This window comes from Streptococcus mitis, from assembly GCA_001560895.1.
GTDB lineage: Bacteria > Bacillota > Bacilli > Lactobacillales > Streptococcaceae > Streptococcus > Streptococcus mitis_Q.
The window spans coordinates 528,433-543,075 of sequence record CP014326.1; the positions used below are offsets into that span (position 1 = coordinate 528,433).

The 14,643-nt window shown below is 40.7% G+C and carries 15 protein-coding genes; 14 read left to right on the top strand and 1 reads right to left on the bottom strand.

Annotated elements, in window-relative coordinates; translation table 11 throughout:
* The first annotated feature begins 46 nt into the window (after positions 1-46).
* From AXK38_02860 to ileS, 12 genes are all read left to right on the top strand, one after another.
* Positions 47-1,420, top strand: coding sequence for a UDP-N-acetylmuramoyl-tripeptide--D-alanyl-D-alanine ligase (locus AXK38_02860; protein ID AMH88256.1), 1,374 nt, complete (start codon positions 47-49; stop codon positions 1,418-1,420).
* A complete protein-coding gene (locus AXK38_02865; protein AMH88257.1) occupies positions 1,407-2,018 on the top strand; it encodes an NUDIX hydrolase in 612 nt (203 codons plus the stop codon). The genes AXK38_02860 and AXK38_02865 overlap by 14 nt, the downstream gene beginning before the upstream one ends.
* Positions 2,019-2,108: 90 nt before the next feature.
* Positions 2,109-2,813 (top strand): hypothetical protein, encoded by a 705-nt coding sequence (locus tag AXK38_02870; protein ID AMH88258.1) that lies wholly within the window; start codon positions 2,109-2,111, stop codon positions 2,811-2,813.
* A 219-nt stretch (positions 2,814-3,032) separates the two neighbouring features.
* Positions 3,033-4,406 (top strand): cell division protein FtsA, encoded by a 1,374-nt coding sequence (locus AXK38_02875; protein ID AMH88259.1) that lies wholly within the window; start codon positions 3,033-3,035, stop codon positions 4,404-4,406.
* Positions 4,407-4,422: 16 nt separating this feature from the next.
* A complete protein-coding gene (locus tag AXK38_02880) occupies positions 4,423-5,682 on the top strand; it encodes a cell division protein FtsZ (GenBank protein ID AMH88260.1) in 1,260 nt (419 codons plus the stop codon).
* Positions 5,683-5,686: 4 nt separating this feature from the next.
* Positions 5,687-6,358: a cell division protein gene (locus AXK38_02885; GenBank protein AMH88261.1), complete on the top strand. Its 672-nt coding sequence runs from the start codon at positions 5,687-5,689 to the stop codon at positions 6,356-6,358.
* A 9-nt stretch (positions 6,359-6,367) separates the two neighbouring features.
* Positions 6,368-6,907 (top strand): cell division protein SepF, encoded by a 540-nt coding sequence (locus tag AXK38_02890; protein AMH88262.1) that lies wholly within the window; start codon positions 6,368-6,370, stop codon positions 6,905-6,907.
* Positions 6,907-7,170 (top strand): hypothetical protein, encoded by a 264-nt coding sequence (locus AXK38_02895; protein AMH88263.1) that lies wholly within the window; start codon positions 6,907-6,909, stop codon positions 7,168-7,170. The genes AXK38_02890 and AXK38_02895 overlap by 1 nt, the downstream gene beginning before the upstream one ends.
* Entirely contained in the window at positions 7,167-7,952 is a 786-nt protein-coding gene (locus tag AXK38_02900; GenBank protein AMH88264.1) for an RNA-binding protein, read from the top strand. The genes AXK38_02895 and AXK38_02900 overlap by 4 nt, the downstream gene beginning before the upstream one ends.
* 8 nt (positions 7,953-7,960) lie before the next feature.
* Entirely contained in the window at positions 7,961-8,830 is an 870-nt protein-coding gene (locus AXK38_02905; GenBank protein AMH88265.1) for a cell division protein DivIVA, read from the top strand.
* Positions 8,778-8,939 carry a hypothetical protein gene (locus AXK38_02910; protein ID AMH88266.1) on the top strand — a complete coding sequence of 54 codons (162 nt, stop codon included), beginning with the start codon at positions 8,778-8,780 and terminating at the stop codon, positions 8,937-8,939. Before AXK38_02905 ends, AXK38_02910 begins: the two co-directional genes overlap by 53 nt.
* A 142-nt stretch (positions 8,940-9,081) precedes the next feature.
* Positions 9,082-11,874 carry an isoleucine--tRNA ligase gene (gene ileS, locus AXK38_02915; GenBank protein ID AMH88267.1) on the top strand — a complete coding sequence of 931 codons (2,793 nt, stop codon included), beginning with the start codon at positions 9,082-9,084 and terminating at the stop codon, positions 11,872-11,874.
* 235 nt (positions 11,875-12,109) lie between these two features.
* On the opposite strand, the gene AXK38_02920 is transcribed toward ileS, so the two are convergent.
* On the bottom strand, positions 12,110-12,901 hold the full coding sequence (locus tag AXK38_02920; GenBank protein ID AMH88268.1) for a nucleotidyltransferase: 792 nt from the start codon (positions 12,899-12,901) through the stop codon (positions 12,110-12,112).
* A gap of 229 nt (positions 12,902-13,130) precedes the next feature.
* On the opposite strand from AXK38_02920, the gene AXK38_02925 reads away from it, so the two are divergent.
* A complete protein-coding gene (locus tag AXK38_02925) occupies positions 13,131-13,823 on the top strand; it encodes a phosphoglycerate mutase (GenBank protein ID AMH88269.1) in 693 nt (230 codons plus the stop codon).
* Positions 13,824-13,941: 118 nt separating this feature from the next.
* Positions 13,942-14,643: a macrolide ABC transporter ATP-binding protein gene (locus tag AXK38_02930; GenBank protein ID AMH88270.1), complete on the top strand. Its 702-nt coding sequence runs from the start codon at positions 13,942-13,944 to the stop codon at positions 14,641-14,643.

A 14,643-nucleotide genomic window follows, 5' to 3' on the forward strand; every position in this document is an offset into this window, starting at 1 on the left:
AGGTGACTAGAGTTCTCGGGCTCCGACCCTTTTTAAAGGAGTAGAAATGAAATTAACTATCCACGAAGTTGCCCAAGCTGTTGGGGTGAAAAATGATGTCAGCATCTTTGAGGACATCCAGTTGGAAAAGGCTGAGTTTGACAGTCGTTTGATTGAGGAAGGGGACTTGTTTGTGCCCCTCAAAGGTGCGCGTGATGGCCATGACTTTATCGAAACAGCCTTTGAAAATGGTGCTGCTGTAACCCTGTCTGAGAAAGAAATCGCAAATCACCCCTACATTCTAGTAGACGACGTTTTGGCTGCCTTTCAATCACTAGCTGCCTACTATCTTGAGAAAACAGCTGTTGATGTCTTTGCTGTAACGGGTTCAAATGGTAAGACGACGACCAAGGATATGTTGGCGCATTTGCTATCAACAACCTACAAAACCTACAAAACACAAGGCAATTACAATAACGAGATTGGCCTTCCTTATACAGTTCTCCATATGCCTGAAGGAACAGAAAAGTTGGTCTTGGAGATGGGTCAGGATCACTTGGGAGATATCCATCTCTTGTCAGAACTGGCCCATCCAAAGACAGCCATTGTGACCTTGGTTGGAGAGGCTCATTTAGCCTTTTTCAAAGACCGTTCGGAAATTGCCAAGGGAAAAATGCAAATTGCAGATGGTATGGCTTCGGGTTCTTTGCTTTTGGCACCAGCTGACTCCATTGTAGAGGACTACTTGCCAGCTGATAAAAAGGTGGTTCGTTTTGGGCAAGGAGCAGAGCTGGAAATAACAGACTTGATTGAGCGCAAGGATAGTCTGACCTTTAAGACTAATTTCTTGGACCAAGCCCTTGATTTGCCAGTGACTGGCAAGTACAATGCCACTAATGCTATGATTGCGTCCTATGTTGCCCTGCAAGAAGGAGTTTCAGAGGAGAAAATTCGTCAGGCCTTCCAAAATCTTGAATTGACGCGTAACCGTACCGAGTGGAAGAAAGCAGCCAATGGAGCAGATATTCTGTCTGACGTATATAATGCTAATCCAACTGCTATGAAGTTAATTTTGGAGACATTCTTTGCCATCCCAGCCAATGAAGGGGGCAAGAAAATTGCAGTCTTGGCGGATATGAAGGAACTCGGTGACCAGTCTGTTCAACTCCATAACCAGATGATTTTGAGTCTCTCGCCAGATGTGATTGATACCGTGATTTTCTATGGAGAAGATATCGCAGAATTGGCCCAATTGGCCAGTCAAATGTTCCCGATCGGCCATGTTTTCTACTTCAAAAAAACGGCCGACGAGGACCAATTTGAAGATCTAGTCAAGCAAGTCAAGGAAAGTCTTGGAGATAATGACCAAATCCTGCTCAAAGGCTCTAACTCTATGAATCTAGCCAAGCTGGTAGAAAGTTTAGAGCATGAAGACAAGTGATTTTGTCAAGTATTTGCAAAGAATGATTGCCATTACAGATACTGGATTAACCTTTACAAAAGATCCGTTTGACCGTGAGCGCTACGAAGACTTGCGAGGCCTTTTATCTGAAATGTTGAATCAAGCATCAGACCTTGATGCCGAAGAAGTGGCAGAAGTCTTGAAGCCAACTTCTGCTTACGCGACTCCGTTAATGGACGTCCGTGCTTGGATTGTTGAGGACGAAAAGATTTGTCTGGTTAGGGGACAAGGAGAGGATAGTTGGGCTTTGCCAGGTGGCTTTGGTGAGGTTGGCTATTCTCCAACAGAAAATATTCTCAAGGAAATTGAAGAAGAAACCGGTTTTAAAGCCAAAGTTGAAAGACTGCTAGCTGTTTTTGATACCAATCGTTTCCAACTACAGAGCAAACAATATGCAAAGTTTGTTTTTGAATGTAAGCTTCTTGATGGACAATTCCAAGAAAATCAAGAAATTGCTGACCTTCAATTTTTTGCCATTGACCAACTACCAACCTTATCTGAAAAACGCATTACCAAGGAGCAAATAGAGCTTCTTTGGCAGGTTTATCAAGGTCAGAGGGAACAATATCTTGACTAAAAAGATGATTATCGTATTTCTAAATTCATTTTTCTCAAGTAGCATGGTATAATAAAATGCAGGAAAATTTTGAATCATGAGGAAGACTAGATGAATTTATGGGATATTTTCTTTACGACCCAAGCAACAGAACCACCCAAATTTGACCTTTTTTGGTATGTCAGTATATTTACACTCTTGGCCTTGACCTTTTATACAGCCTATCGTTATCGTGAGAAGAAGGTTTACCAACGATTTTTCCAGATTTTACAGGCAGTTCAGTTAATCCTTCTCTATGGTTGGTACTGGGTCAATCATATGCCACTGTCAGAAAGCTTACCCTTTTACCATTGTCGTATGGCCATGTTTGTGGTACTCTTGCTTCCTGGTCAGTCCAAATATCGGCAGTATTTTGCATTGCTAGGGACATTCGGAACATTAGCAGCCTTTGTTTATCCAGTGCCAGACGCCTATCCTTTCCCCCATATTGCCATCTTGTCCTTTATCTTTGGGCACTTAGCACTCTTGGGGAACTCTCTAGTTTATCTCTTGAGACAGTATAATGCGCGATTGCTGGATGTGAAGGGAATTTTTCTCATGACCTTTACCCTAAATGCCTTGATTTTTGTGGTCAATTTGGTAACAGGTGGTGATTACGGATTCTTGACAAAACCGCCATTGGTTGGGGATCACGGCTTAGTGGCTAATTATTTAATCGTTTCCCTAGCCTTGTCGGCAGCGATTACCTTGACCAAGAAAATTTTGGAACTATTTTTAGAACAAGAAGCAGAAAAAATGATTGCAAAGAAAGCTTAGAAATGAGCTTTCTTTTTTGTACAATAGACAGATTGTTGACAAAGTTTACAGTGAATGAATTTCTGAACAGAAAAACAAAAAAATTGGCTAGTAAATTTAGGAAAAAACTGAGCACGATGAGATTTTTTGTGTTATAATATTCTGTGAATAGCTATGCCCACGTTTAGCTATTGAATATTACGAAGTTAGAAACTTGGAAGATAGAGAGGATGCGATGTAATGGCTAGAGAAGGCTTTTTTACAGGTCTAGATATTGGAACAAGCTCTGTCAAGGTGCTTGTAGCCGAGCAGAGAAATGGTGAATTAAATGTAATTGGTGTGAGTAATGCCAAAAGTAAAGGTGTAAAGGATGGAATTATTGTTGATATTGATGCAGCAGCAACTGCTATCAAATCGGCAATTTCCCAAGCTGAAGAAAAAGCAGGCATTTCAATTAAATCGGTGAATGTTGGTTTGCCAGCTAATCTTTTACAGGTAGAACCAACTCAAGGAATGATTCCAGTAACATCTGATACCAAGGAAATTATGGATCAAGATGTCGAAAATGTTGTCAAATCAGCCTTGACTAAGAGTATGACACCTGATCGTGAGGTTATCACATTCATCCCTGAGGAATTTATTGTTGATGGCTTTCAAGGGATTCGTGATCCACGTGGTATGATGGGGGTTCGCCTGGAAATGCGTGGTTTGCTTTATACAGGCCCTCGTACTATCTTGCACAATTTGCGTAAGACGGTTGAGCGTGCAGGTGTTCAGGTTGAAAATGTTATCATTTCACCACTAGCAATGGTTCAATCAGTTTTGAACGAAGGTGAGCGTGAATTTGGTGCTACAGTGATTGATATGGGGGCAGGTCAAACGACTGTCGCTACAATCCGTAACCAAGAACTCCAGTTTACCAATATTCTCCAAGAAGGCGGAGATTATGTAACTAAGGATATCTCTAAAGTCTTGAAGACATCACAGAAACTAGCCGAAGGTTTAAAATTAAACTATGGAGAGGCTTATCCTCCTATTGCAAGTAAAGAAACCTTCCAAGTAGAGGTTATTGGGGAAGTAGAACCTGTTGAAGTGACAGAAAATTACTTGTCAGAAATTATTTCTGCACGTATTAAGCATATTTTTGAACAAATCAAACAAGACTTAGACAGAAGACATTTATTGGATCTTCCTGGTGGCATTGTTTTGATTGGTGGAACGGCTATTTTACCTGGTATTGTGGAGCTTGCTCAAGAAGTTTTTGGTGTTCGTGTCAAGCTTTATGTTCCTAATCAAGTTGGGATTCGTAATCCAGCCTTTGCTCATGTGATTAGCTTGTCAGAATTTGCGGGACAATTGACAGAAGTACATCTCTTGGCTCAGCGAGCAGTCAAGGGTGATGAAGGACTATTCCAACAACCGCTTGGTTTTGGGGGTATGATTCAGAAAACAGCTCAGTTTGTCCAATCAACTACTGTTCAACCAACCCCTGCTCCAGAAGTAGAACCTGTAGCTCCTGCAGAACAAATTGCAGATTTCCAACAGACTTCACAAAATAAACCGAAATTAGCAGATCGTTTCCGTGGCTTGATCGGAAGCATGTTTGACGAATAAAGAGGAAAAATAAATTATGACATTTTCATTTGATACAGCTGCTGCCCAAGGCGCAGTGATTAAAGTAATTGGTGTCGGTGGAGGTGGTGGCAATGCCATCAACCGTATGGTCGACGAAGGTGTTACAGGCGTAGAATTTATCGCAGCAAATACCGATGTGCAAGCCTTGAGTAGTACAAAAGCTGAGACTGTTATTCAGTTGGGACCTAAATTGACTCGTGGTTTAGGTGCTGGGGGTCAACCTGAGGTTGGTCGTAAGGCTGCTGAAGAAAGCGAAGAAACACTGACTGAAGCTATCAGTGGTGCAGATATGGTCTTCATCACTGCTGGTATGGGAGGAGGATCTGGAACTGGAGCTGCTCCTGTTATTGCCCGTATCGCCAAAGATTTAGGTGCTCTTACAGTTGGTGTTGTAACACGTCCGTTTGGTTTTGAAGGAAGCAAGCGTGGACAATTTGCTGTAGAAGGAATCAATCAACTTCGTGAGCATGTAGATACTCTATTGATTATCTCAAACAACAACTTGCTTGAAATTGTTGATAAGAAAACACCGCTTTTGGAAGCTCTTAGCGAAGCGGATAATGTTCTTCGTCAAGGTGTGCAAGGAATTACCGATTTGATTACCAATCCAGGATTGATTAACCTTGACTTTGCCGATGTGAAAACGGTAATGGCAAACAAAGGCAATGCCCTCATGGGTATTGGTATCGGTAGTGGAGAAGAGCGTGTTGTTGAAGCAGCTCGTAAGGCAATCTACTCACCACTTCTTGAAACAACAATTGATGGAGCAGAAGATGTTATCGTCAACGTTACTGGTGGTCTTGATTTAACCTTGATTGAGGCAGAAGAGGCTTCACAAATTGTGAACCAGGCAGCAGGTCAAGGAGTGAACATCTGGCTCGGTACTTCAATTGATGAAAGTATGCGTGATGAAATTCGTGTAACAGTTGTCGCAACGGGTGTTCGTCAAGAACGTGTAGAGAAGGTTGTGGCTCCACAAGCTAGACCTACTGCCAACTACCGTGAGACAGTGAGACCAGCTCATTCACATGGATTTGATCGTCATTTTGATATGGCAGAAACGGCTGAATTGCCAAAACAAAATCAACGTCGCTCGGAACAAGCTCAAGGATCCGCTTTTGGTGATTGGGATTTACGTCGCGAGACAATTGTTCGTCCGACTGATTCAGTAGTGTCACCGGTAGAACGTTTTGAAATTCCAAATTCACAAGATGAAGATGAGTTGGATACACCTCCATTTTTCAAAAATCGTTAAGTAAATGAATGTAAAAGAAAATACAGAACGTGTTTTTCGAGAAGTTGCAGAAGCAAGTTTGAGTGCTCATCGCGAGAGTGGCTCAGTCTCTGTCATTGCAGTTACCAAGTATGTAGATGTACCGACAGCGGAAGCTTTGCTTCCGCTAGGGGTTCATCATATCGGTGAAAATCGTGTAGATAAGTTTCTAGAGAAATATCAAGCTTTAAAAGATCGAGATGTGACTTGGCATTTGATTGGTACCTTGCAAAGACGTAAGGTGAAAGATGTCATTCAATACGTTGATTATTTCCATGCATTGGACTCAGTAAAGCTAGCAGAGGAAATTCAAAAAAGAAGTGACCGAGTCATCAAGTGTTTCCTTCAGGTAAATATTTCTAAAGAAGAAAGTAAACACGGCTTTTCGAGAGAGGAACTGCTGGAAATCTTGCCAGAGTTAGCCAAACTAGATAAGATTGAATATGTTGGTTTAATGACCATGGCACCTTTTGAGGCTAGCAGTGAGCAGTTGAAAGAAATTTTCAAGGCGACCCAAGATTTACAAAAAGAAATCCAAGAAAAACAAATTCCAAATATGCCTATGACAGAGTTAAGTATGGGAATGAGTCGTGATTATAAAGAAGCGATTCAATTCGGTTCCACCTTTGTTCGTATAGGTACAGCATTTTTTAAGTAGGAGAGAACCATGTCTTTAAAAGATAGATTCGATAGATTTATAGATTATTTTACGGAGGATGAGGATTTAAGTCTCCCTAATGAAAAACGAGATGAGCCTATTTTAACTCCAGTAAATTCTACACAGGACACGGCTCTTTCAACAAATCAAACACCACGCACAAATAGTACAAAAGAAAATAATATTACTAGACTGCATGCACGTCAACAAGAGTTAGCCAAGCAAAGTCAGCATTCTACTGAAAAAGTAACAATCGATGTTCGTTATCCTAGAAAATATGAAGATGCGATAGAAATTGTTGATTTATTAGCAGGAAATGAAAGTATTTTGATTGATTTTCAATATATGACTGAAGTGCAAGCTCGTCGTTGTTTAGATTATCTGGATGGAGCTTGCCATGTTCTAGCTGGAAATTTGAAAAAGGTAGCTTCTACCATGTATTTGTTGACACCAGTGAATGTTATTGTGAATATTGAAGATATTCGTTTACCGGATGAAGATCAACAAGGTGAGTTTGATTTTGATATGAGACGAAATAGAGTACGATAATGATTTTTTTAATTCGTATGATTTATAACGCAGTAGATATTTACTCCCTGATTTTGGTAGCCTTTGCTGTCATGTCTTGGTTTCCAGGTGCCTATGAATCAAGTTTAGGTCGTTGGATTGTAGCATTGGTAAAGCCAGTGCTTTCTCCCTTGCAACGCTTGCCTTTACAGATAGCGGGTCTTGATTTATCTGTTTGGGTTGCGATTGTTTTGGTTCGATTTTTAGGGGAAAATTTAGTGCGTTTTCTTGCAATGATAATATGAATAGAGGTATTTACCAGCATTTTTCTATAGAAGATCGTCCATTTCTTGACAAGGGAATGGAATGGATCAAGAAGGTGGAAGATAGCTACGCGCCTTTTTTAACTCCTTTTATCAATCCTCATCAAGAGAAGATATTAAAAATTTTAGCCAAAACCTATGGCCTTTCTTGTAGTAGTAGTGGGGAATTTGTATTGAGTGAGTATGTTCGGGTCTTACTATATCCAGACTATTTCCAACCTGAGTTTTCAGATTTTGAAATGTCTCTCCAGGAAATTGTGTATTCCAATAAATTTGAAAATTTAACGCATGCTAAAATTTTAGGAACAGTCATCAATCAATTAGGGATTGAACGGAAACTTTTTGGAGATATCCTAGTAGATGATGAACGGGCGCAGATTATGATTAATCAGCAATTTATTCTTCTCTTCCAAGATGGATTAAAGAAAATTGGTCGTATACCCGTTTCGCTGGAGGAACGTCCTTTCACCGATAAAATAGATAAGTTAGAACAGTATCGAGAGATAGATTTATGCGTGTCTAGCTTTAGATTAGATGTCCTTTTATCAAGCGTTTTAAAACTATCTAGAAGTCAAGCAAACCAGTTGGTTGAAAAGAAACTTGTCCAAGTAAATTATCATATAGTAGATAAATTAGATTATACCGTTCAAGTTGGAGACTTGATTAGTGTGAGAAAATTTGGACGCTTGAGGTTGCTTCAAGATAAGGGACAAACTAAAAAAGAGAAGAAAAAAATAACAGTCCAGTTATTATTAAGTAAGTGAGGAAAAATATGCCAATTACATCGTTAGAAATCAAAGATAAAACCTTTAGCACACGCTTCAGAGGTTTTGATCCAGAAGAAGTAGATGAATTTTTAGATATTGTAGTTCGTGATTATGAAGATTTGGTTCGTTCTAATCATGATAAGGATTTACATATTAAAAGTTTGGAAGAGCGTTTGTCTTACTTTGATGAGATGAAAGATTCATTGAGCCAGTCGGTATTGATTGCTCAAGATACAGCTGAGAGAGTAAAACAGACAGCACACGATCGTTCAAATAATATTATTCATCAAGCTGAACAGGATGCACATCGATTATTGGAAGAAGCTAAATATAAGGCAAACGAGATTCTTCGTCAAGCAACAGATAATGCTAAGAAAGTTGCTGTTGAAACTGAAGAATTGAAGAACAAGAGTCGTGTCTTCCATCAACGTCTTAAATCAACAATTGAGAGTCAGTTGGCTATTGTTGAATCTTCAGATTGGGAAGATATTCTTCGTCCAACAGCTACTTATCTTCAAACCAGTGATGAAGCCTTTAAAGAAGTTGTTAGTGAAGTACTTGGGGAACCGATTCCTACTCTAAGTGAGGAAGAACCCATTGATATGACACGTCAATTTTCACAAGAAGAAATAATGGAATTGCAAGCACGTATCGAGGCAGGTAATAGAGAATTGGCTGAATTTGAAGCTCAGTCTAAACAGGAAGTGGAAGATCCGACTCCTCAGATGGAAGAAGATTCTGCTCATCCAGTTGGTCCGATGTATGAAGAGCCAGAAGTAGCCCCAAGTCATTACTCAGGCCCAACACCAGCTACAGAAACTGTTGGTTCAGCACCAGGATTTGAGGCACCGCAAGAATCCGTTACAATTTTATAAGAAACGATGTGAGAACAATATTTTATCCTTATATTTCCAGCGAGCAGGAGATGGTGTGAGTCCTGTAATCCCTATTGATAAGATTATCCTCTCAAAAACTCAAGTCTGAAGCTAGTAAGATTTGACGTTCCCCACGTTACGGGAGAAGAGGAAAAAAGCTGAGTCTTTTTTCGAATAAAGGTGGTACCACGATTTTCGTCCTTTTTGGCAGTCGTGGTTTTTAATTTGTTATTATTTATAAAGGAGATACCATGAAACTCAAAGATACCCTTAATCTTGGGAAAACAACTTTCCCAATGCGTGCAGGCCTTCCTACCAAAGAGCCAGTTTGGCAAAAGGAATGGGAAGATGCAAAACTTTATCAACGTCGTCAAGAATTGAACCAAGGAAAACCTCATTTCACCTTGCATGATGGCCCTCCATACGCTAACGGAAATATCCACGTTGGACACGCTATGAACAAGATTTCAAAAGATATCATTGTTCGTTCAAAATCAATGTCAGGTTTTTACGCACCATTTATCCCGGGTTGGGACACTCATGGTCTGCCAATCGAGCAAGTTTTGGCAAAACAAGGTGTCAAACGTAAAGAAATGGACTTGGTTGAGTACTTGAAACTTTGCCGTGAATATGCTCTTTCTCAAGTAGATAAACAACGTGAAGACTTCAAACGTTTGGGTGTTTCTGGTGACTGGGAAAATCCATATGTGACTTTGACTCCTGACTATGAAGCGGCCCAAATCCGTGTCTTCGGTGAGATGGCTAACAAGGGTTATATCTATCGTGGTGCCAAGCCAGTTTACTGGTCATGGTCATCTGAGTCTGCCCTTGCGGAAGCGGAGATTGAATACCATGACTTGCTTTCAACTTCCCTTTACTATGCCAATAAGGTAAAAGATGGCAAAGGTGTCCTAGACACTGATACTTACATCGTTGTTTGGACAACAACTCCATTTACTATCACTGCTTCTCGTGGTTTGACTGTTGGTGCGGATATTGACTACGTTTTGGTTCAACCTGCTGGTGAAACTCGTAAGTTTGTGGTTGCTGCTGAATTGTTGAACAGCTTGTCTGAGAAGTTTGGTTGGGCTGATGTTCAAGTATTGGCAACTTATCGTGGTCAAGAATTGAACCACATCGTAACAGAACACCCATGGGATACAGCTGTAGATGAGCTCGTTATCCTTGGTGACCATGTTACAACTGACTCTGGTACAGGTATTGTCCATACAGCCCCTGGTTTTGGTGAGGACGACTACAATGTTGGTATTGCTAATGGTCTTGAAGTCGCAGTCACTGTTGACGAACGTGGTATCATGATGGTTAATGCTGGTGCTGAGTTTGAAGGCCAATTCTACGACAAGGTTGTTCCAACTGTTATCGAAAAACTTGGTAACCTCCTTCTTGCCCAAGAAGAAATCTCTCACTCATACCCATTTGACTGGCGTACGAAGAAACCAATCATCTGGCGTGCGGTTCCACAATGGTTTGCCTCAGTTTCTAAATTCCGTCAAGAAATCTTGAACGAAATTGAAAAAGTGAAATTCCACTCAGAATGGGGTAAAGTTCGTCTTTACAATATGATCCGTGACCGTGGCGACTGGGTTATCTCTCGTCAACGTGCTTGGGGTGTTCCGCTTCCTATCTTCTATGCTGAAGACGGTACAGCTATCATGACAGCTGAAACGATTGAACATGTGGCTCAACTTTTTGAGGAACATGGTTCAAGTATTTGGTGGGAACGTGATGCTAAGGACCTCTTGCCAGAAGGATTTAGCCACCCAGGTTCACCAAATGGCGAGTTCAAGAAAGAAACAGACATCATGGACGTTTGGTTTGACTCAGGTTCATCATGGAATGGAGTTGTAGTAAACCGTCCTGAGTTGACTTACCCAGCAGACCTTTACCTAGAAGGTTCTGACCAGTATCGTGGATGGTTCAACTCATCACTTATCACATCTGTTGCCAACCATGGTGTAGCACCTTACAAACAAATCTTGTCACAAGGTTTTGCCCTTGACGGTAAAGGTGAGAAGATGTCTAAATCTCTTGGAAATACCATTGCTCCAAGCGATGTTGAAAAACAATTTGGTGCAGAAATCTTGCGTCTATGGGTAACTAGTGTGGACTCAAGCAACGATGTGCGTATCTCTATGGATATCTTGAGCCAAGTCTCTGAAACTTACCGTAAGATCCGTAACACTCTTCGTTTCTTGATTGCTAACACATCTGACTTTAACCCAGCTGAGGATGCGGTAGCTTACGAAGAACTACGTTCAGTTGATAAGTACATGACGATTCGCTTTAACCAGCTTGTGAAAACGATTCGTGATGCTTACGCAAACTTTGAATTCTTGACAATTTACAAGGCCTTGGTGAACTTTATCAACGTTGACTTGTCAGCCTTTTACCTTGATTTTGCTAAGGACGTTGTTTATATCGAAGGTGCTAAATCACTGGAACGTCGTCAAATGCAGACTGTTTTCTATGATATTCTTGTGAAAATCACCAAACTCTTGACACCAATCCTTCCTCACACTGCGGAAGAAATCTGGTCATATCTTGAGTTTGAAACTGAAGACTTCGTTCAATTGTCAGAATTGCCAGAAGCAGAAACTTTTGCTAACCAAGAAGAAATCTTGGATACATGGGCAGCCTTCATGGACTTCCGTGGACAAGCTCAAAAAGCCTTGGAAGAAGCTCGTAATGCAAAAGTAATCGGTAAATCACTTGAAGCTCACTTGACAGTTTATCCAAATGAAGTGGTGAAAACTCTACTCGAAGCAGTAAACAGCAATGTAGCTCAACTTTTGATCGTGTCTGAATTGACTATCGCAGAAGGACCAGCTCCAGAATCTGCCGTTAGTTTCGAAGATGTAGCCTTTACAGTTGAACGTGCTGCAGGCCAAGTATGTGACCGTTGCCGTCGTATCGACCCAACAACAGCAGAACGTAGCTACCACGCAGTCATCTGTGACCACTGTGCAAGCATCGTAGAAGAAAACTTTGCGGATGCAGTCGCAGAAGGATTTGAAGAGAAGTAAGGTTGAAAAGTCCAGGGAAAACTCAATCTGAGAAGAAAAGATAACTAATCTTATAGACTATCAAACGCATTGTATCACGTTTTTGAACACCTGATATGATGCGTTTTTATAATGTTAGAAGTTTATTGACGTTTTCTTGTTTCAATTAACTCTACATCGCTATATATTGTTGAATTTCAAAAAGCTCATGAATCATCTGAAAAGTAGATTTCATGAGCTTTTATCTGTTGGCAGTCTAAAGGGATTCATCAATCAAGTGTTTAAGATTTGATAGGAGATGCTCCAAAGTTAGGACTGTTTTCTGCTGGTGAGCTAGTTGGTAGAGATTTTGAAAGTAGTCTTGAATATCGTTTTCAAAATTTTGAGGTAGATGAGAGCAATTATTTTTTGCGAACTGGAGCATGCGTTTTTCTCCTGGATGGAGTTGCTCATTGAAGGCGAAGAGCAAATCAAAATAAGAGGCAAAAAACTCACTAGTGCGGTGATTGATGCTGAGTAAATCTTGGCGTTTGAGGGCTTTTTTGATTTGTCTTGAAAAAGCTGGCATAGCTTGGTCGAGGAGCAGGAACTGTTTGTTTATGATATTCTTTTTCAGTTCAGCTGGATAAGGAAGATTGTATTTTTTCTGGAGAGCAGCATAGTGACCATATCGATCGTAGATAATCCTACTGTTGAGTAGATTGTACCACATACAAGTAGTGTAAGAATTCTGGGCTTGGTGCTCTAAAACTACGGCTTGTAAATCTTTGTCAAATTCGTCCAAAGAGCGGTAAATCAGCTCGATTTCGATACCATTATTGAGAACACAATCATCCTCCAATTCCCAAAATTGATTACCGATTTCCATATAGGAGCAGTGTTTACTGAGGATTTCTTTTCGTATGTCTGGCGAGAGAGGGGCACTGAGGTAGACATATACATCATAATCAGAGTCTTTATCAAAATGTTGTCCGGCCCGTGAACCTCCTAGAGCTAGAGCCTCTACTTGCTCTAGTTGAGCCAATTCTTTAAAGAGATGTTGTGGCATAATGTTAACCTTCTTTATTTTTTGACATCATTCTAACAAAAAGTAAAGAGACTAGCAAGGGTGAAATGGAAATTTCTTTTTAAACATTTGCTGATATTTGATTAAAGCAATTCAAGTCTCAAACAGTCCTTTCCTTTTTGGTTTTGACTAGCTTTTTTGTGAAAAATTGTGTAAAATAGAATAGATAAACGAGGGAAAACCTCGGAAAATTTAAAGGAGAATCCATCTAATGGTAAAATTGGTTTTTGCTCGCCACGGTGAGTCTGAATGGAACAAAGCTAACCTTTTCACTGGTTGGGCTGATGTTGATTTGTCTGAAAAAGGTACACAACAAGCGATTGACGCTGGTAAATTGATCAAAGAAGCTGGTATCGAATTTGACCAAGCTTACACTTCAGTATTGAAACGTGCGATTAAAACAACTAACTTGGCTCTTGAAGCTTCTGATCAATTGTGGGTTCCAGTTGAAAAATCATGGCGCTTGAATGAACGTCACTACGGTGGTTTGACTGGTAAAAACAAAGCTGAAGCTGCTGAACAATTTGGTGATGAGCAAGTTCACATCTGGCGTCGTTCATACGATGTATTGCCTCCAAACATGGATCGTGATGATGAGCACTCAGCTCACACAGACCGTCGTTACGCTTCACTTGACGACTCAGTTATTCCAGATGCTGAAAACTTGAAAGTGACTTTGGAACGTGCCCTTCCTTTCTGGGAAGATAAAATCGCTCCAGCTCTTAAAGATGGTAAAAACGTATTCGTAGGAGCTCACGGTAACTCAATCCGTGCCCTTGTAAAACACATCAAAGGTTTGTCAGATGACGAAATCATGGACGTGGAAATCCCTAACTTCCCACCATTGGTATTCGAATTCGACGAAAAATTGAACGTAGTTTCTGAATACTACCTTGGAAAATAAAAAATTGTAAGTCTAGAATTGATTTCTAGGCTTTTTGGTTTTGTTCCCAGTTTCCAACTATTTGAAAAAGCGTTATAATGGTAGTAGGAAGTAATTTGTTTGAGAGAGGGTGGGTCTAATGGCTTATATTGAGATGAAACGCTGTTACAAGCGTTATCAGGTTGGAGATATGGAGATTGTGGCCAATCGCGATGTGAATTTTGAGATTGAAAAGGGTGAATTGGTGATTATTCTAGGTGCGTCTGGTGCAGGCAAGTCAACGGTTCTTAACCTTCTTGGGGGAATGGATACCAATGATGAAGGGGAAATCTGGATTGATGGTGCCAATATTGCAGACTATAGTTCCTACCAGCGCACCAATTACCGCCGCAATGATGTAGGCTTTGTTTTTCAGTTTTATAATCTAGTTTCCAATCTAACCGCTAAGGAAAATGTGGAGTTGGCTTCAGAAATCGTGACAGATGCCTTGAATCCTGAACAGGTCTTGACAGATGTAGGTCTGGCTCATCGTCTCAATAACTTTCCAGCCCAGCTGTCTGGAGGGGAGCAACAGCGAGTCTCCATTGCACGCGCGGTAGCCAAAAATCCTAAAATCCTCCTTTGTGATGAACCGACTGGAGCCTTGGATTATCAGACGGGCAAGCAGGTTTTGAAAATTCTCCAAGATATGTCTCGTCAAAAGGGAGCGACGGTGATCATCGTGACTCATAATGGAGCTTTGGCGCCCATTGCTGATCGCGTGATTCATATGCATGATGCTAGTGTCAAGGATGTGGTGATCAACCAGCATCCTCAGGATATCGACAGTTTGGAGTACTAG